17 protein-coding genes are annotated in these 19,007 nt (G+C 60.7%); 10 read left to right on the forward strand and 7 right to left on the reverse strand.

Features of this window, described 5'->3' with window-relative positions; translation table 11 throughout:
• Positions 1-64: 64 nt before the first annotated feature.
• Positions 65-367 carry a hypothetical protein gene (locus tag AC0JZ4_RS04820; RefSeq protein ID WP_471885294.1) on the forward strand — a complete coding sequence of 101 codons (303 nt, stop codon included), beginning with the start codon at positions 65-67 and terminating at the stop codon, positions 365-367.
• Between the two features lie 10 nt (positions 368-377).
• Here the strand turns inward: AC0JZ4_RS04820 and polA are convergent, their stop codons facing one another.
• Positions 378-3,392 (reverse strand): DNA polymerase I, encoded by a 3,015-nt coding sequence (polA, locus tag AC0JZ4_RS04825; protein ID WP_471885295.1) that lies wholly within the window; start codon positions 3,390-3,392, stop codon positions 378-380.
• A gap of 381 nt (positions 3,393-3,773) precedes the next feature.
• On the opposite strand from polA, the gene AC0JZ4_RS04830 reads away from it, so the two are divergent.
• On the forward strand, positions 3,774-4,205 hold the full coding sequence (locus AC0JZ4_RS04830) for a MarR family winged helix-turn-helix transcriptional regulator (RefSeq protein WP_471885296.1): 432 nt from the start codon (positions 3,774-3,776) through the stop codon (positions 4,203-4,205).
• A gap of 36 nt (positions 4,206-4,241) precedes the next feature.
• Here the strand turns inward: AC0JZ4_RS04830 and AC0JZ4_RS04835 are convergent, their stop codons facing one another.
• On the reverse strand, positions 4,242-5,909 hold the full coding sequence (locus tag AC0JZ4_RS04835) for an L-lactate permease (protein WP_471885297.1): 1,668 nt from the start codon (positions 5,907-5,909) through the stop codon (positions 4,242-4,244).
• 229 nt (positions 5,910-6,138) lie between these two features.
• On the opposite strand from AC0JZ4_RS04835, the gene AC0JZ4_RS04840 reads away from it, so the two are divergent.
• Complete coding sequence (locus AC0JZ4_RS04840; RefSeq protein ID WP_471885298.1) at positions 6,139-7,530, forward strand: M20/M25/M40 family metallo-hydrolase; 1,392 nt, start codon at positions 6,139-6,141, stop codon at positions 7,528-7,530.
• 183 nt (positions 7,531-7,713) lie between these two features.
• Here AC0JZ4_RS04840 and dnaJ read toward each other — a convergent pair whose 3' ends face one another.
• The 3 genes from dnaJ to AC0JZ4_RS04855 form a co-directional block, all read right to left on the reverse strand.
• The gene (gene dnaJ / locus AC0JZ4_RS04845) at positions 7,714-8,841 is read right to left on the reverse strand and encodes a molecular chaperone DnaJ (protein ID WP_471885299.1); all 1,128 of its coding nucleotides are present in this window, start codon (positions 8,839-8,841) and stop codon (positions 7,714-7,716) included.
• Between the two features lie 91 nt (positions 8,842-8,932).
• Positions 8,933-10,837: a molecular chaperone DnaK gene (gene dnaK, locus AC0JZ4_RS04850; protein ID WP_471885300.1), complete on the reverse strand. Its 1,905-nt coding sequence runs from the start codon at positions 10,835-10,837 to the stop codon at positions 8,933-8,935.
• A 202-nt stretch (positions 10,838-11,039) separates the two neighbouring features.
• On the reverse strand, positions 11,040-13,604 hold the full coding sequence (locus tag AC0JZ4_RS04855; RefSeq protein WP_471887794.1) for a transglycosylase domain-containing protein: 2,565 nt from the start codon (positions 13,602-13,604) through the stop codon (positions 11,040-11,042).
• Between the two features lie 292 nt (positions 13,605-13,896).
• Between AC0JZ4_RS04855 and AC0JZ4_RS04860 the strand changes: the two genes are divergently transcribed.
• From AC0JZ4_RS04860 to AC0JZ4_RS04880, 5 genes are all read left to right on the forward strand, one after another.
• A complete protein-coding gene (locus AC0JZ4_RS04860) occupies positions 13,897-14,079 on the forward strand; it encodes a hypothetical protein (RefSeq protein WP_471885301.1) in 183 nt (60 codons plus the stop codon).
• A 95-nt stretch (positions 14,080-14,174) separates the two neighbouring features.
• Positions 14,175-14,387: a hypothetical protein gene (locus tag AC0JZ4_RS04865; protein WP_471885302.1), complete on the forward strand. Its 213-nt coding sequence runs from the start codon at positions 14,175-14,177 to the stop codon at positions 14,385-14,387.
• Positions 14,388-14,544: 157 nt separating this feature from the next.
• Positions 14,545-14,742, forward strand: coding sequence for a hypothetical protein (locus tag AC0JZ4_RS04870; RefSeq protein ID WP_471885303.1), 198 nt, complete (start codon positions 14,545-14,547; stop codon positions 14,740-14,742).
• A 291-nt stretch (positions 14,743-15,033) separates the two neighbouring features.
• Positions 15,034-15,246 carry a hypothetical protein gene (locus AC0JZ4_RS04875; RefSeq protein WP_471885304.1) on the forward strand — a complete coding sequence of 71 codons (213 nt, stop codon included), beginning with the start codon at positions 15,034-15,036 and terminating at the stop codon, positions 15,244-15,246.
• Between the two features lie 114 nt (positions 15,247-15,360).
• On the forward strand, positions 15,361-15,732 hold the full coding sequence (locus AC0JZ4_RS04880; protein WP_471885305.1) for a hypothetical protein: 372 nt from the start codon (positions 15,361-15,363) through the stop codon (positions 15,730-15,732).
• 19 nt (positions 15,733-15,751) lie between these two features.
• Here the strand turns inward: AC0JZ4_RS04880 and AC0JZ4_RS04885 are convergent, their stop codons facing one another.
• Complete coding sequence (locus AC0JZ4_RS04885) at positions 15,752-16,255, reverse strand: YbaK/EbsC family protein (RefSeq protein WP_471885306.1); 504 nt, start codon at positions 16,253-16,255, stop codon at positions 15,752-15,754.
• 465 nt (positions 16,256-16,720) lie between these two features.
• Here AC0JZ4_RS04885 and AC0JZ4_RS04890 point away from each other — a divergent pair, with 465 nt between their 5' ends.
• Both AC0JZ4_RS04890 and AC0JZ4_RS04895 read left to right on the forward strand, forming a co-directional pair.
• Entirely contained in the window at positions 16,721-16,930 is a 210-nt protein-coding gene (locus tag AC0JZ4_RS04890; RefSeq protein WP_471885307.1) for a cold-shock protein, read from the forward strand.
• A 516-nt stretch (positions 16,931-17,446) separates the two neighbouring features.
• Positions 17,447-18,640 (forward strand): low temperature requirement protein A, encoded by a 1,194-nt coding sequence (locus AC0JZ4_RS04895; RefSeq protein WP_471885308.1) that lies wholly within the window; start codon positions 17,447-17,449, stop codon positions 18,638-18,640.
• Here AC0JZ4_RS04895 and AC0JZ4_RS04900 read toward each other — a convergent pair whose 3' ends face one another.
• Positions 18,641-18,847 (reverse strand): SlyX family protein, encoded by a 207-nt coding sequence (locus tag AC0JZ4_RS04900; RefSeq protein WP_471885309.1) that lies wholly within the window; start codon positions 18,845-18,847, stop codon positions 18,641-18,643. It abuts the gene before it with no gap.
• Positions 18,848-19,007: the final 160 nt, after the last annotated feature.

The raw sequence follows: 19,007 nt of genomic DNA on the forward strand, positions 1-19,007 counted from the left end.
GCCGCTTTACAGTTGTTCTGTCTCCCCTACTTGCTTATTCGGCATAGCTAATGGAGTTGGGGCGGTGATCGGAACACGGACGAATGACGGGGCTGACCCCGGCGGCATGGCGCATTCAGACATCGAGGCGCGCATGGTCGTGCTTGAAATCGTCGCCATGACATCGCTGGCCTTGGCGCTCGATACGAACGAGGGCGGCGATGGCGATCAGGCGCGCGGTATCGTCAGTTTGATACAGGACACGGTTCGCCAGAGGTGTCGCGAGGTGGGCCTCACCGAGGCGAGCCAGAAAAACGCCGATGCCTATGCCGGCGAACTTCTCTCCACCGCACTGCTCTCGCTCTACCCTGAAGAGGGTACGGCCTGACCTGAAAGCCTCAGTGCGCCTCGTCCCAGTTGGATGCCGCGCGGGCATCCACCTTGAGCGGAACCTTCATGGAAATCGCCGGCATGGACGCCTGTTCCATGGTCGAGACGATGATCGGCATGGCCTTGTCGACATCAGCGTCTTCGACCTCGAAGATGAGTTCGTCGTGCACCTGCAGCAGCATACGAACGCGATCGCCAAGCCCTGCTTCCGCCAAAGCCGGCTCCATCTTCACCATGGCGCGGCGGATGATGTCGGCGGCCGAGCCCTGGATCGGCGCGTTGATCGCCGCGCGCTCGTTGAAGGCGCGCATGGACGGGTTGGATGACTTGATTTCCGGGTAATGCGCGCGGCGGCCGAAGATCGTTTCCACATAGCCATGTTCGCGGGCGAATGCCTTGGTGGAGTCCATGTAATCGCGGATGCCGGGAAAACGCTCGAAATACTTCTTGATGTAATCGCTCGCTTCCGAGCGCTCGATCGACAGCTGGTTGGCAAGACCGAAGGCCGAGATGCCGTAGATGATGCCGAAGTTGATCGCCTTGGCGCGGCGACGGATCTCGCTCGGCATGCCTTCTACAGGCACACCGAACATTTCGGATGCCGTCATCGCGTGGATGTCGATACCATCCTCGAAGGCCTGACGAAGCTGCGGGATATCGGCCACGTGCGCCAGCACGCGCAGCTCGATCTGGCTGTAGTCGGCCGACAGGAGCTTGTGACCGGGGGCGGCGATGAAGGCCGTCCTGATCTTGCGACCCTCGGCATTGCGGACCGGTATGTTCTGCAGGTTCGGTTCGGACGAGGACAGGCGACCCGTCGTGGTCGATGCCAGCGAATAGGATGTGTGCACCCGCTTGGTTTCCGGATGGACATAGCCAGGCAGGGCGTCCGTATAGGTGGACTTCAGCTTGGTGAGCTGGCGCCAGTCGACGATCTTGCGCGGCAGTTCAGCACCTTCGGCCGCGAGGTCTTCGAGAACCTGCGCAGATGTGGACCACTGGCCGGTCTTGGTCTTGGAGCCGCCCGGCAGCCCCATCTTGCCGAACAGGATATCGCCGAGCTGTTTCGGCGAGCCGATGGTGAATTTTTCGCCGGCAAGTTCGTAGATCTCATCCTCGAAGGCGGCTGCCTTCTGCGCCAGTTCCCCGGAAAGGCGCGAGAGGATCTGCCGGTCGATGGATATGCCGCGCTCTTCCATGCGTGCCAGAACCTCGACCATCGGGCGTTCCAGGCGCTCATAGATGCGGGTCAGACCGATTGCCGCCAGCTGCGGTTTCAGCACCATCCATAACCGCAGCGTGACGTCGGCATCTTCGGCAGCGTAGGTGGATGCCCGCTCGATATCGACGAAATCGAAGCTGACGCCGCTCTTGCCCGAACCGGCCACATCCTTGAATGCGATCGGCTTATGGTTCAGCCAGCGCTCCGACAGGGCGTCCATGCCGTGGCCGCCGGACTTTCCGGCTTCCAGAACGTAGGACATCAGCATCGTGTCGTCATAGGCCTTGATGGCAATGCCGTGACGCTTCATGACGAGGTAGTCGAATTTGAGGTTCTGCGCGACCTTGAGCACCGACGGGTCTTCGAGCAGCGGCTTCAGCCGGTCCAGCGCATCGCGGGTCGGGATCTGGTTTTCCGCCATGCCGCCGCCGAGAAGATCGCCGACGCCGGTCTTGTGGGTGAGCGGCACATAGGCGGCGCGGATATCCAGACCGGACGGATCTTTGCTGTTTTCCGCAATCGCCAGTGAGAAGCCGACCAGTTCCGCCTGCATCGGATCGAGCGAATTCGTTTCGGTGTCGAAGCCGACGAGGCCTGTCTCGCGGGCCGCGGCGATCCATTCGTCGAGGACCGCGGCATCGCGGATCGTCACGTATTTCGTGGTGTCGATCCCGGCACTGGAGAAAGCGGCAATACGGGCTTCGGCAAAGGCGGATGGCGTATCCCCATCCGCACTTTTCGGCGCTGTCTTATTCGCAGCGGCTGCCACCGTTTCGCCGCCAGCTTCACCGGCCGTTCCGGCATCGAGATCCGGGCCGCGGGCTTCGGCACCCCATTCGACCTCGATCATTGCCGGCTCTATAGCATTGGCATCGCAATCGCAGGCCGCCGCCACGCGCCGTGTCAGCGTGCCGAATTCCATGGCCTTGAGGAAGGCGACCAGCTTCGGGCCATCCTGCGGCTCGAGGAACAGGGCGTCGAGATCAAGATCCAGCGGCACGTCGGTGCGAAGTTCCACGAGCTGGCGGGAGATCCTGGCCAGATCGGCGTTGGCGACGATGTTTTCGCGACGCTTGACCTGCTTGATCTCGCCGGCGCGCGCCAGAAGCGTTTCCAGGTCGCCGAATTCTTCCAGCAGCTGGGCGGCGGTCTTGGGGCCGATGCCGGGAATGCCCGGCACGTTATCCACCGAGTCGCCCACCAGCGCCTGCAGATCGATCATCTTTTCCGGCGCAACGCCCCATTTCTCGATGACTTCGGGAATGCCGATCTGCTTGTCCTTCATGCTGTCATACATGTGGACCATGGGCGTCACGAGCTGCATCAGGTCCTTGTCGGACGACACGATCGTGACATCGGCGCCGGCGGCTTCCGCCTTGCGGGCGTAGGTGGCGATGATGTCGTCTGCCTCGAAACCCTCCGTCTCGATGCAGGGCAGGTTGAAGGCACGGGTCGCCTGGCGGATCAGGCCGAACTGCGGCACCAGCTCTTCCGGCGGGGCGGAGCGGTTGGCCTTGTAGGCGTCGTAGAGATCCTTGCGGAAGGTCTTTGACGAGTAGTCGAAGATGACGGCGAAATGGGTGGGCGTCACGCCAACGGACGTATCGCGCGCATCGGTCAGCAGCTTCCATAGCATGTTGCAGAAGCCCGACACGGCGCCGACCGGCAGGCCATCGGTTTTGCGGGTCAAGGGCGGCAGCGCATGGAACGCGCGGAAGATGAAGCCGGAGCCGTCGACTAGGAAGAGGTGATCGCCTTTTTTCATCGGCATGGAATAGCGTGACGCATGCGCGGCGTCCATGAAAACTTGTCGGCGACCGCGCCCCGGATACGCGCCCAACCTTACGGAATTGTAATCCCGCCTTCCCTTGAAAAGCCGCAATCCGCCCCTCATTTCAAGCGTACCGGCGATTGATCACGCCGCAGTCTGGAACATGGCTTGTCCCCCGCCTCACCAGACCGGACAAAGGCCTATCCCCCTCTCCGGGTCTTTGTCCTCCTATCGGAACGCCACGGCTGTACCCCCTCCCAGCCGTGGCGTTTTTTACGGTCCTTTTCTGCGCCATGACAGCTGCACTGTCTTGCCAATCGGAAGCCTCTGCCCCACTCTTCCAATAAGCATCGCCTGATATCAGTTATCGTCCGCCGGCAGCGCCGGTGGCGCGGGAGGGATGACGGAAATATGGGTTTTGATCGCTCGCAGTCTGCCACCTATCTCGCTGGACAACTCGCCCGGCTCTTTTCACGCTCCCTGCAGAAGCGGGCGGCGAGGCTCGGCTTTTCGCCCGGCCAGTTCCCCGTGCTTCTGGAACTCTGGCAGGAAGACGGTCTGACGCAGAAGCAGCTGCTCGACAGGCTGGAAGTGGAACAGGCGACGCTTGCCAATACGCTTGCCCGCATGGAACGCGACGGGCTGATTGGCCGCACGCCGCATCCCAACGACCGGCGCGCCCAGATCATCAACCTGACGGCGCTTGGACGCGCGCTGGAGGAACGCGCAGTCGAAGCTGCAGCAGAAGCCGACAGCGCGCTGTTTTCCGGCTTCCGGACATTCGAGCGCGAGTTGATGATGGAATATATGCGACAGATCATCGGCAATAGCCGCAAGATTTGAACGGGCGCCGTCCGTGTGGACAGCGCCCCGTTCCATTCAGGGCTGTACCACGACCATGGCGGTGAAGGGCCAGACATAGGCCTGCAAGGTCACGAGAACCCCGACAAGGCAGGCAAGCGCGATCGAGTGCCAGAAGACGAAGCGCAGGATGCTGCCCTCGTGCCCGAACCAGCCGGTGGCGGTGGAGGCGACAACGATCGACTGTGCGTCGATCATCTTGCCCATGACGCCGCCGGACGAGTTTGCCGCGCCCATCAGGATCGGCGAGAGACCCAATTGCTCCGATGTCACCTTCTGCAGGTTGCCGAAGAGGATGTTGGAGGCCGTATCAGACCCCGTCAATGCCACGCCGAGCCAGCCGAGCAGCGTGCCGAAGAACGGGTAGAAAACGCCGGTTGCCGCGAAGGCCAAGCCAAGCGTGGAATCGATGCCCGACAGGCGCGTGAGCGTGCCGAGCGCCAGCATGGCCGCAATGGTGATCAGCGAATAGGCGCAGAGCTTGATCGTCCGGCCGTAGGTTTTCAGCATTTGTCCGGGGGTAAATCCCATGGCGAAACCTGAGAGGACCGCCGCGATCAACATGCCGGTTCCGGTATAGGAAAGCCACGTGAAGGAGAATGTTGCGGCTTCCGGTGTCGGGCCGGGCGCGACCGGCGGCATCTTGGCGATCATCTTGTCGAGGCCCGGTACGGGATAGTTCCAGACCGCCCAGGAATTGACCGCCGACTTGAACAGGCCCGTGCCCCAGATCAGCAGCACGATGCAGACGATGATCCACGGTGTCAGCGCCGACCGGATTTCCTTGGGCGACGGCCGCACGACCGGCTTCGGCGCCTTCAATGTGCCATCGTCGGAAATATCGTGGCCACGCAGTTTTGGCGAGGTCCAGACCTCCTTCGGCTGCCAGACCTGCAGGAAACCGATGAGGCAGGCCATGGACAGAAGCGACGCGCCGATATCGACGATCCACGGGTTGATGTAGTTGGAGATGAAGAACTGGGCGAGTGCAAAGGATGCGCCGGTCACCAGGATCGCCGGCCAGATCTGCATCATGCCCTTGCGGCCGGCAAAAACCCAGATCAGCCAGAAGGGCACGAGGACGGAGAAGAACGGCAATTGCCGCCCGACCATGGCGCCGAGCAGATAGGGATCGATGCCGGTAACCTGAGACAGGCCCTGGATCGGCGTGCCGAGTGCGCCGTATGCGACCGGCGCGGTATTGGCGATCAATGACAGGCCGGAGGCAGCAAGCGGCGAGAAGCCGAGGCCGATGAGGATCGCGCCGGTGACCGCCACAGGCGTGCCGAAGCCGGATGCGCCTTCGAAAAAGGCGCCAAAGGCAAAGGCGATCAACAGAAGCTGGATGCGGCGGTCATTCGTCACGCTGCCGATCGTCTGCTGCAGCTTTTCGAATTGGCCTTTCTCCACCGTCAGACGGTAGAGAAAGATGACGTTGAGGACGATCCATCCGATCGGAAAGAAGCCGGTGACCGCGCCCAACAAACTTGCGCTCAGCGACATGCCGACCGGCATGGTAAAGATGAAAATGGCAATGAGATTGGCGATCACCAGAGCGATGATCGCTGCGATATGAGCCTTGACGACATTGGTGGCGATCAGGCCCAAGAGAATGAGAACGGGAATTGCCGCGAGAATGGTGGACAGAACAGCGCTGCCCGTTGGGTCATACACTTGATTCCACATTTTAAGCCCCTCCCAAGGCCGGACGGAATGTGTCCTGAAGCGGAGCATATACCTCCACTTTCGGCACAGTCCAGAGTTGCAACACTGATACCAAAGTTGTATTCAGCGACCTTTCTCCTCAAAGGCGGCCCCGATTTTTGATTGTGCCGCGGCGCGCTTGCTTGCTAACACTCAGCGTGACAAGCCGGTTGCCCGTTCGTGGTAGCCCGCTCAAAGACAGGGTGTTTCCATGACCGATATTTCCACAGTTCTCGACCGCGCCGACCAGAACCTCGAAGCCAGTATCGAGCGTCTGTTCTCTCTCGTCCGCATCCAGTCGATCTCGACAGACCCTGCCTACAAGGGCGAATGCCGCAAGGCGGCCGAATGGTTGGTCGATGAACTCAAGGGTATCGGTTTCGAGGCATCGATACGCGCCACGCCCGGTCATCCGATGGTCGTCGCCCATCACGACGGCGCCACCACCGATGCGCCGCATGTGCTTTTCTACGGCCATTACGACGTACAGCCGATCGACCCGATCGAACTGTGGGAAGACAGCCCTTTCGACCCGAAGATCAAGGAGCTTGCGCCGGGCCGTAAGGTGCTGACCGGACGCGGTACCGCCGATGACAAGGGCCAGCTGATGACCTTCGTCGAGGCCTGCCGCGCCTACAAGGAGATCCACGGTTCGCTGCCGATCCGCGTGACGATCCTGTTCGAGGGCGAAGAAGAATCCGGTTCGCCGTCGCTCAAGCCGTTCCTCGCCGCCAATGCCGAAGAGCTGAAGGCGGAATACGCCCTCGTCTGCGATACCGGCATGTGGGATGGCGATACGCCGGCGATCGCGGCGGCCCTTCGGGGCCTCGTGGGTGAGGAAATCGTAATCAAGGCCGCCGACCGCGACCTGCATTCGGGTCTGTTCGGCGGAGCAGCCGCCAACCCGATCCACATCCTGACCGACATCCTTGCCGGCCTGCATGACGATACAGGCCGGGTGACGCTCGAAGGCTTCTATGACGGTGTCGAGGAAACCCCGACCAATATCAAGGAGGGCTGGGAAGCGCTCGGCCGCAACTCGGAAAGCTTCCTTGGCGGCGTCGGACTTTCGATCCCGTCCGGCGAAAAGGGTCGTTCGGTTCTGGAACTGACCTGGGCACGCCCGACGGCCGAGATCAACGGCATCACCGGCGGCTATACGGGCGAAGGCTTTAAAACCGTGATTGCCGCGCAGGCTTCGGCGAAGGTCTCGTTCCGCCTTGTCGGGCAGCAGGACCCGGCGAAGATCCGCGAGGCGTTCCGCACCTATGTGCGCTCGAAGATCCCCGGCGATTGCACCGTCGAGTTTCATGAACACGGCGCTTCGCCGGCCATCCAGCTTTCCTACGATTCAGCCGCGCTGACCAAGGCGAAGGGTGCGCTTTCGGACGAATGGAAGAACCCGGCCGTGATCATCGGCATGGGCGGCTCGATCCCGATCGTCGGCGATTTCCAGAAGATGCTCGGCATGGACTCGCTCTTGATCGGCTTCGGCCTCGTCGACGACCGCATCCATTCGCCGAACGAAAAATACGACCTGAAATCCTACCACAAGGGCATCCGCTCCTGGGCGCGGATCATGACGGCGCTGGCGCAGAAGTAATTTTTCTCGACGTCATCCTCGGGCTTGTCCCGAGGATCCATTCATGTTGAGGCTGGGTTGAACGACAGTAGACGCTTGGGACGAGCCCGAGCATGACGACCGGAACGAAGCCCTGCAACTTTTACCACAAACGCAAAACGCCGGCTCTTCAGCCGGCGTTTTCAATTCGAGGATCATCTTCGATCAGCTGTCGAAGAATTCCTTCATCCGGGCGAAGAAGCCGGTCGATTCCGGGTTGTTCTCCTTCGACGAGATCTCCTCGAATTCCTGCAGCAGTTCGCGCTGGCGCTTGGTCAGCTTCTGCGGGGTTTCGATGCCGATCTGGATATAGAGGTCACCCGTCTGCGACGACCGCAGGACCGGCATGCCCTTGCCCTTGAGGCGGAACTGCTTGCCGGCCTGGGTGCCTTCCGGCACCGAGACGCGCGACTTCGAACCGTCCAGCGTGGCGACATCGAACGTGCCGCCGAGTGCTGCCGTCGTCATCGAGATCGGCACGGCGCAATAAAGGTCCGCGCCGTCGCGCTGGAAGAATTCATGCGGCTTGACCGACAGGAATATGTAGAGGTCGCCGGACGGACCGCCACGAGCGCCAGCCTCGCCTTCACCCTGAAGGCGGATGCGGGTTCCATCTTCGATACCGGCCGGGATGTTGACCGAAAGCGAACGCTCCTCGGTCACACGGCCCTGGCCGTGACACTTGGTGCAGGGATCGGTGATCGTCTGGCCGCGACCGTGACAGGTCGGGCAGGTGCGCTCGACGGAGAAGAAGCCCTGGGAGGCGCGGACGCGCCCGGAACCCTGGCAGGTGCCGCAGGTTTTCGGCTGCGTACCCGGCTTGGCGCCCGAGCCGGTGCAGACGTCGCAGGTGATCGAGGTCGGCACCCGGATCTGCGCGGTCTTGCCGGCATAAGCCTCTTCCAGCGTGATTTCCATATTGTAGCGGAGATCGGCGCCGCGTTCGCGACCGCCGGCGGAACGTCTGGCGCGTCCACCGCCCATCATCTCGCCGAAAATGTCTTCGAAAATGTCCGAGAAACCGCCCTGTGCGCCGCCGAAGCCGCCACCACCGCCCATGCCGCCCTGCTCGAAGGCAGCATGGCCGAAACGGTCATAGGCCGCCCGCTTCTGCGGGTCCTTGAGCGTCTCATAGGCTTCGTTGAGTTCCTTGAACTTCTTCTCGGCTTCCGCATCTCCGGGATTCTTGTCCGGATGATATTTCATAGCCATCTTGCGGAAGGCGCTTTTCAGCTCCTTCTCGTCAGCCGTTTTGGCGACACCAAGGGTTTCATAAAAATCTGCTTTGGCCATTCAGGTATCCGGCTCCGGAAAGTAGTCCGGCTGCACATGGCAGCCGGATTTCTTAGTCGACTATATTGAGGCTTCCGTCAACGGAGCCCGATTAGGCCGACTTCTTGTCGTCCTTGATTTCCTCGTAGTCGGCATCGACGATACCATCGTCATTCTTGCCGCCTTCTTCGGAAGCACCTTCGGCCTGCTGGGCCTCGTAGATGGCCTGACCGAGCTTCATGGACACTTCCATGAGGGTCTGGGTCTTGGCCTGGATGTCGTCTGCATCCGGCTCGGACGCTTCGACAGAGGTCTTCAGGGCTGCAATCGCATCCTCGATCGCCTTGCGGTCGGTCTCGGTGACCTTGTCGCCATACTCCTGGAGAGACTTCTCGCTGGAGTGAATCAGGCTTTCGGCCTGGTTCTTGGCTTCAACGCCGGCACGACGCTTCTTGTCGGCTTCGGCATTGGCTTCGGCGTCCTTGACCATCTTCTCGATGTCGGCGTCGGAGAGACCACCGGACGCCTGGATGCGGATCTGCTGTTCCTTGCCGGTGCCCTTGTCCTTGGCCGAAACCTGGACGATGCCGTTGGCGTCGATGTCGAACGTGACTTCGATCTGCGGCATGCCGCGCGGTGCCGGCGGCAGGCCGACGAGGTCGAACTGGCCGAGCAGCTTGTTGTCTGCCGCCATTTCACGCTCGCCCTGGGAGACGCGGATCGTAACTGCCGACTGGTTGTCGTCGGCGGTCGAGAAAGTCTGCGACTTCTTGGTCGGGATCGTCGTGTTGCGGTCGATCAGGCGGGTGAAGACGCCGCCGAGCGTTTCGATGCCGAGCGACAGCGGGGTCACGTCGAGCAGCAGAACGTCCTTGACGTCGCCCTGCAGAACGCCGCCCTGGATGGCCGCGCCGAGAGCGACGACTTCATCCGGGTTGACGCCCTTGTGCGGCTCCTTGCCGAACAGCTGCTTGACGACTTCCTGTACCTTCGGCATGCGGCTCATGCCGCCAACCAGAACGACTTCGTCGATCTCGGCAGCCGTGACACCGGCATCCTTGAGGGCTGCCTTGCACGGTGCGATCGTGCGCTGGACGAGATCGTCGACCAGGCTTTCGAACTTGGCGCGGGTCAGCTTCAGCGTCAGGTGCTTCGGACCCGATGCGTCGGCCGTGATGAACGGCAGGTTGATTTCGGTCTGCTGCGAGGACGACAGCTCGATCTTCGCCTTTTCCGCAGCTTCCTTGAGACGCTGCAGGGCGAGCTTGTCGGTCTTCAGGTCGATGCCCTGGTCCTTCTTGAACTCGGCTGCGAGATACTCGACGAGACGCATGTCGAAGTCTTCACCGCCGAGGAAGGTGTCGCCGTTGGTCGACTTCACTTCGAAGACGCCGTCGCCGATTTCCAGAACCGAGATATCGAACGTACCACCGCCCAAGTCGTAGACGGCGATCGTCTTGCCGTCCTTCTTGTCCATGCCGTAGGCAAGGGCAGCGGCCGTCGGCTCGTTGATGATGCGGAGAACTTCGAGACCTGCGATGCGGCCGGCATCCTTGGTTGCCTGGCGCTGCGCGTCGTTGAAGTAGGCCGGAACGGTGATGACGGCCTTCTCGACCTTCTCGCCGAGGTAGGATTCAGCGGTTTCCTTCATCTTCTGAAGGATCATCGCGGAGATCTGTGCCGGGGAATAATTCTTGTCGTGAGCCTTGACCCACGCGTCACCGTTGTCGCCATTGACGATGTCGAACGGGACGAGACCCTTGTCCTTTTCGACCGTCGGGTCTTCGTAGCGGCGACCGATCAGGCGCTTGACGGCGAAGAGGGTGTTGGTCGGGTTGGTGACAGCCTGACGCTTGGCCGGCTGGCCGACGAGACGCTCGCCATCTTCGGTGAATGCGACCATGGAAGGCGTCGTGCGGGCGCCTTCGGCATTTTCGATCACCTTCGCGTCCTTGCCGTCCATGATGGCGACGCAGGAGTTGGTGGTGCCAAGGTCGATGCCAATTACTTTAGCCATATTTTCTCTCTCCTTTAAGCGAACCGTCGGGACCCCGAGAGGCATTCCACTGACAGTTCCTCGACTGGGATGGTCTTGAATTACGTGCAGCAATCGCTGCTGTCATGCGGCGTATATAAGGACGGGTTTTTAGGACTGCAAGGCAGGAAATCACGCCTGTTTCGGCAAAAAATAGCTTTTCCGCCCGGCGCATTCGGTGGCGTTACTGGCCCATGATGACATCGAGAAGCGTCGTACGACGGGTTTGCTCCGGCTGGTAGACCTGACCGACATCCGCGGGCGGCACCATACCCCCACCGACATTGCCCGGTGGCACAGGTCCGCCGGCATCATATGGCCCGCGATATTGCCGGTAATCACGATATCCCTCGGCCTGTTCGGCGCGGTAATCGCCACCATTTCGGTAATCACGTTGAGGCCGGGCGTCGTTGCGGACCATGCCGCCATTCCCGCCATTGCAGACCGCGTTATCGCCATAGGGGCACGGGATCGCGCCGGGCGGCACAGGCTGGCCATAGTCGCGGCGCTGCTGAGGCTGAGGCGGCCGCTGACGCTGCGGCTCGATAGCGGCTTCGGCCGGCGCATTCTGCAAGGGCCGATCCTGGATCGGCGCGCCTGGCGCCGGCGGAAAGGCATTCTCGTCCTGGTATCCGGGCTGCTCACGCTCGCCTGTACCGGGCAGAATGCCGGAAATGATGTCGCCGATGGAGGTCGAAGGCGACTGCGGCTGCTCGACCGGTGGCAGCTGGAAGCCACTGTTAAAGCCGAACAGCGGCGTCGGCGTGTAGCCGCTCATCGCCGTCGTCATGTATTCTTTCCAGGCTCGGGCGGGCAAGCCGCCACCGGTCACACGCTTCATGAAGGCACCGTCGTCGTTGCCGAACCAGACGCCGGTGGTCAGAATGCTGGTATAGCCGACGAAAAGCGCATCGCGGAACGACTGGGTCGTGCCGGACTTGCCGGCCGTCTGCCAGCCATCGAGACGCGCGGCGCGGCCGGTGCCTTCCTGCACGACGCCGGCCATCATGCTGTTCATGGCAGCGGCAACCGGCTCGCTGAGGACACGCGGCGGATTGCTGTAATCGGCCTCATAGAGAACCTTGCCGTCGGGATCGGTGATCCGTTTGACGATATGCGGCGTCGCCTTGTAGCCGCCGTTCATGAACGCTGCGTAGGACGACGTCAGCTCGACGAGCGAGACTTCCGATGTGCCGAGCGCGATCGAGGCGTTCGGCTGGATATCGGAATCGACGCCGAGCCGATGCGCGGTCGAGATGACTTTTTCCGGGCTGAGCTGCATGACCAGCTGGGCTGCCACTGTATTGAGCGAATGCGCCATCGCATAGGATAGCGGCACCTCACCCTTGTATTCCTTCTCGTAGTTTTCCGGCGTCCAGTTGCCGATCCTGACCGGCGCATCGTTGACGATCGTATCGGGCGTGTAGCCTGCCTCCAGCGCCGAGGCATAGACGAAGGGCTTGAAGGCGGAGCCGGGCTGGCGCTTGGCCTTGGCGGCGCGGTTGAACTGGCTCTCGGCATAATCCCTGCCGCCGACCACGGCGCGGATGGCGCCGGTGGCATCGACGGAGACAAGGGCTGCCTGCGACGCATTCATCTTGCCGCCATCCTTTGCCAGGATGTCGTTCAGCGACTTGTCCGCCGCTTCCTCAAGTTTCAGGTCGATCGTGGTTTCGACCGTCACATCGACCTTGGGCTCGCCGATCAGCGATTTCACCTCGTCGACGACCATATCGGCGGCATAGTGCTGCGGGCCGGACCAGTAACTCTTGGCCTTGGCCGGCGGCTGCGCCATCGCCGTCTTGTAGTCGCTGTCGGTGATATAGCCTTCCTGCCGCATGGTGCCGAGCACGACCTGGGCGCGCTCTTCCGCAGCCTGCGGATCTCGGGCAGGCGACAGACGGGATGGCGCCTTCAACAGACCGGCAAGCGTCGCGGCCTCACCGAGGCTGACATCCTGCGCCGACTTATTGAAATAGCGTCGTGAGGCGGCCTCCACACCGTAGGCACCGGATCCGAAGAAGACGCGGTTGAGATACATTGCAAGGATCTGGTCCTTGTCGAACTTGTGCTCCAGCCAGAAGGACAGAAGCACTTCCTGGATCTTGCGCTCGAAGGTTCGATCCGGCGACAGGAACAGGTTCTTGGCAAGCTGCTGGGTGATCGTCGAGCCGCCCTGGATCGGCTGGCCGGTCAGATTGTTGACGAACGCGCGGGCAAGGCCGAACGGGTCAATGCCGAAATGCGAGTAGAAGCGCCGGTCCTCGATCGAGATGACCGCCTGTGGCAGATAGGGCGACATCTGCTCCAGCGCCAGGGCCTCGCCGCCGGTCGTGCCGCGATTGGCAATGACGGTACCGTCGGTCGCAGTGATCTTCATGTTCGGCGGACGATCGGGAATGGCCCAGGTGCTGGCCGCAGGCATCTGCGCGCCGTAATAGAGCACAAGACCGCCTATGCCGATCGCACCCCAGATGCCGAGGACCACGAGCCAGTAGACGAGCGAGCGCAACGGCGCAAAAAGGCCGCCGCCGCCGGACGGTGCCTGCCGCGATTTTCGACCGGACGGCTTCGAACCCGACTTCTTCGAAGGCTGCCTTGAACCGAGATCCGGTTGCGACTTGGCGCGCTTCGACGCCTTGCGATGACCGATGATGCGATCCTCTGCCTCAAGGCGAAAGTCGTCGTCTTCCTGCGCATCGTCGAAGGAAGGTTCCACACGTCTGTCTGATCGGCCTTTGGCTGCCATATGGGCCGGCGGTCCCCCGTCTGCGAGCCCGGATGCGGGCATCGTCATTCATTTCGTCACCGCATCCACTGTAAATGCGGCGATTTAAGGAGGGGTAAAGGGGAAACGACCGGTAAAGCAAACCGCTCGATCTGGATGGAACTGCGTCGTTCAGCGTCATATTCGGCTTTAAACCGGCGCTTCTCAGGTGATTCGTTTTTTGATAATATAAGTCAATACTAAAATTACCAGGCGGATGAATCGTGAATGAGGAATGGCGATGATCCGCCGTTTTTAGTTTGGGGAGAAAGCCATGAACAAGATCGTCGAAGCCGTCATCAGAAGCGGTGATCGGTATGTGCCGGTTGGCCTCGTCAATCTCAAGCAGGCGCTGGAAATGTCGGAACGGACAAGTTTCGAATTCAGTCACCCGGCGCATGAGGCGGGCAAAACCGATATTTTCGTTACCCGCGATATTCTGCAGAAACTGATGTAGGCGGCAGCCGGCAAGGGTGCACGCAGTTTTGTGATTTGGGCGCATAGCGAAGCGTTGCTATCGTCCGCGGTGCAACTAGCGAAAAGGAGAATGGCATGAAATCATTTCTCGTCGTCGCTGCCGTGCTCGGCCTGACATCTTCCGCAGCTCTCGCGGAATGCGCAGGTCACCAGGTCACGGCCTCGAAAACGGTGGACCGCGAGTTCACTACCGCCAGCATCACGCCGCCGCCTGCCCAGCAGACGGACATGCAGCAGGCGGACACGCCGACCGAACCGGCGGCCGACAGCCCGAAGGCTACCCAGTAAATGAGTATCCCGCGTCGGATGAAGCGTCCGGCGCGGACCTGGCGTTTTTGGCCTTTCACAGGTTTCGCTCTGTATAAGCCGCCTTACAGTCCTCGGGATTTCGGGAACCAAGCACCGGCCTCGTCGTTGGTTATAAGAACCTGAAGAGGAGGCAAGGATGCCGAACAGAGATCCCATTTCGTCGCCCGACCCGGATACGCCGCGCGGCCCGACATCTTCCGATGGTGTTCCGGACCGGGTGCAGGAAAAGCCGCCACTGACGCCGGCGCAGGACAAGGGTGACAGCAAGAACCCACAGGACCCAACGCTCGACCCTGCCTTGTTGCCGATAGGAGACCCGGCGGGAATAGCGTGAGGCTGACTAAAGCGAGATAAGCAAGGGCGCTGCCGAGAGGTTGGCGCCCTTTTATTGTGCGCGCACATGCGCGCCATAAGGTGGCGGCACGCACTTTTAACCCCGAAATTACACCCGCTCTAACTAGTTGTTGCCAATCCGCTAATCCGGCTACAGATTGCTCGCCGGGTAAGGATTTTAAAGCAACGCACATTCACGCCGAGCAATCTGCGGGTCTCGTGTTCCTCGATCTGCCCGTATCCGAGAGACAGCTTTCGTCTGCTCGCCGGGCTCCAGGCCTGGGAGGTTATCATGCCTGCACAATTGGTTCGCCAGCCGGTCAATCCGGAACAGCTAACACTCCTCCAAGAGGTGTTCGACAGCACTTGCGAAGAGCATGAAATCGACAAGGCGAGCCCGGATGCGGAGGCGCTCGCGCTTATCCTGGTGAATTCTCTTCAGAAGGGCTCAAGCGACAAGGACAAGCTGGAATCGCTTGCGGAGGCGCTTGTTCAGGCGCGCTGATGTGGGACAAAGGGTTTTTCCCTAAATTCGCAGGAGTGCGGAACATATCCGCAGCTTGGAAAGTTGACCGGTCTTGCAAACAAACTTTCCCAAAGCGAACCCATGGAGGCCGGCATGGCAGATACAGTCAAGAGCTTTACACCGAGCAACAAGACACCGTCTTTCGACCATCAGCCCAGTGAAATCGTCGATGTTTCGGCCGAAATCCAGGGCCTGCGTTCCGAAATTTCGCGGTTGAGTTCGCTTCTGTCGGAAAAGACAGGCGAAGTTTATGGTCGTGTATCCGATCGCGCCAGCAACGCGGCACATTACGTGTCGTCTGAGGCCAATACGGTGGCAACCACCATCAAGGAACATCCGGCTGCGACAACCACACTTTTCACGCTGATCGGCGCTGTCGGCTTTGCGATCGGCTATGCCGTTGCAACCGCGACCGCGGAGAGCAAGCAGGCGTGGTATCAGCGCTATCTCGGCGATCGTTTCTGAGAAAACCTGCCGGATAAGTTCAGGCCGGCGGGGTATTCACCTCGCCGGCGTCTTCCTTTGCTGCGTCCTGCGCGATATCGATCCAGACCGCGTTCGTCAGATCCGCCATTCTCGACGGCTCTATCCTTACGGCGGCGTTGATAGCGCCAGCTGCCGGAACGACTTCCTCGAAACGCTGAAGCGAGATGTCACAATAGACCGGCAAGGCAGTTGCCAGCCCGAAAGGGCATACGCCACCAACAGGGTGGCCGGTGATTTCGGCCACGTCTGCGCCCGCCAGCATGCGCGGCTTTGCGCCGAAGCGCGCCCGGAATTTTCGGTTATCCAATCGCGCCGTACCGGCCATGACGACAATCATCGTCTCATCGCCTGCGCGCAGGCATATGCTTTTCGCGATCTGATCGGGCTCGACCCCATGCGCTGCAGCGGCCATGACCACCGTGGCACTGCTGGCTTCGGTCACGATGACGTCGATGTCGGGGGCATGTTCGGAGAAAAAGGCTTGGACGGATGTAAGGCTCATTCAGGCACAATTGCGCATGCGACGATTTTAGGCAAGGTCGCCGGAAGACATGCGCAGGACGCATAACTGCGCTGCGAAATCGTGTCTGTTTTTTAGGCGTGCCACCTGTATATTCAAATCATCGACGGACGCACTCCTCCTCCCAGCGTCCTCGATGGGACCAGCAACACCTCCTCCTCCCGGTTGTTGGTCAGTTTCAGAAGCCCGGCGCACCTCCTCCCGCGCCGGGTTTTCTGTATTTCGGCCCCTCTTGTTTTTGCATCCGGCTCAACCGCTCCGTATTCAGGTGCAATCTTGACGGCAAAGAGGGCAAGCTCTAAGTGCGTTGCATCGAAATTTGTTTGATGGCCAGCACTTGGCTCCTGCCTAGCCTGCGACGTTCTACTCTGCAAAGTTCGAATTCAAACCTGTTTCTTCCGGTCCTGCCGGAGGAGACTGTCGGTCATTGCATAGAAAGGCATCGATATGGCGACGGGTACGGTAAAGTGGTTCAACGCAACCAAGGGTTATGGCTTCATCTCGCCGGATGATGGCGGTGCGGACGTTTTCGTTCACATCTCCGCAGTCGAGCGCGCTGGCCTTGGCCAGCTCAACGACGGCCAGAAGCTCTCCTACGAGCTGACGACGGATCGTCGTTCGGGCAAGGTTGCTGCTGACCAGCTTCAGGCTGCCTAATTCGACTTCGGTTCGCGGCGGCCAAGGCTGCCGCGAACCTGCTGACAGCATTGACTGCCCCTTCTGCGGCGGACGATGTCGTCTCGGGCCTTGAATAGCCCAACCCGATCCCCCATTTGATGACCAACGGCATTTCCGGAACGGGTCTCGTCTGTCGCCGCCCAACAAGGCAGGCAGCGAGACGGCCAAGACGAGAAATCGCGCCGTTTCGAAACAGGACGCCTGCCGCTTACGGTATGTTAACCTGTTTTCGAGACGATGATGGCAACAGAGCCGCTTCGATCGAACGATCAGACAGGCGGCCGCGTCGGAATGCTTCGACCGTTTGACGTGACCACGGATGTACTGGCACAGTGAACGGGATTGGAAAGGTCGGGCTTGCCCGGCCTTTTTTGTTTTGCGGCCCGGCACACGGAGCGCAGAAAAAGACCAATATTTCCAACCTCCCTCCTCCATCCGCTGATTGCCGCCCTAGATGCTGTGCTCAAACCGCGGGCGGAAAAGGGACTAAACGGCATGAACGAGGCTGGGGCGCAGAACAAACGACACTGGCTGCGCAAGGACGACCACGAATCGACCAAGGCAAGCTTTCCGGAGCTGTTCTTCGACCTTGTCTTCGTCTTTGCCCTGATCCAGCTGTCGCAGACGCTTGCATCAGACTTCTCGGTCGGCATCGCCTTTGACGCACTGATCTTCATCTTCGCCCTCTGGTGGGTCTGGATCCACACGACCTGGGTGACCAACCTGCTCGACGCCGAAATCGAGCCGGTGAGGCTGCTGCTCTTCGGCCTGATGTTCCTCGGCATCATTCTGGCGATCGCATTGCCCAAGGCATTCGAGGAAGCAGGACTGGTCTTCGCGCTCGCCTATGTCGGCATGCAGCTCAGCCGCTGCCTGTTCGCGCTCTATGCGTTCAGGGGGGTGGATGCCGCTTCGTTCATGACTTTCCTGCGCATCACCGCCTGGCTGACCTTGTCAGGCATCTTATGGATTGCCGGAGCACTGGTAGATACGGAAGCACGCACTTATTTCTGGATCGCGGCGCTGGCGATCGAATATACGGCGCCGCTGTTGCGCTACTGGCTTCCCGGGCTCGGCGCATCGCCGCAGGAAACGCTTGACGTGAACGGCGAGCACCTAGCGGAACGCTGCGCGCTCTTCGTCATCATCGCGCTCGGCGAAACGATCATCACCACCGGCAAGACAGCCTCAAGCCACGCGGATGACGGCGGCATCATCTTCGTTGTCATGGTCCTGGCATTCCTGACGACCGTGCTGATGTGGTGGATCTATTTCCATGAGGGGCAGGAACAGGCAGCAGACACGGCGGAGGCTTCGGGCGAACCGCAGACCACCGCCGACCACCTTTTCACCTACGGGCATCTGCCGATCGTCGCCGGCATCATCCTTGCGGCCGTCGGTGAGGATTTCGCGCTGACCCACCCGCATGAGAAGGGCATGTTCAACCACGCCATGGCAATGCTCGGGGGACCGATCCTTTTTCTCGCCGGGACGATGTGGATGAAGGCGGTCACTCTCCGCCGGCTGCCGTGGTCGCATTGTGCCGGCATCGCCATTGCCATCTGCGGGTTCCTCGCCGTACCGCATGTCGAGAATTACATCATCCAGATGCTGACAGTCGTGATCCTGGCGACCGTGGCGATCTGGGAATACGTGGCATTGAAGCGCCACAAGGGAAACACCGCGTAATCAGTAATGTGGCGGCCGGGTGATGGGCGTATCCGGCTGCGTCGTTTCTTCCAGCGACAGGAACCGTTCCGTCAGACGATCAAGCTTGGAGCGGGTCTGCTCAACCACCTTCCATTGCTGGGTGATCTGGTCTGACAGTTCGTCGATCACCCGTGCCTGATGGGCCGCCAGTTCTTCCAGCTGCAACAGTCTCGTTTCATCGCTCACGGCGGCATCCTTAGGCTTTTCGCTAAAGCACGTCGCGATCTTTCAGATTCGCTTGCCGTGCTTTAGCTTACTGTTTTGACGCATGTCCTTATCCCGAAACCGGTGACCACTTTCGGGAGGCATGCTGTCGGCCGCATCACGCAGGCCGTTGGACGCCATG

This window comes from [Rhizobium] kunmingense (genome assembly GCF_977018605.1).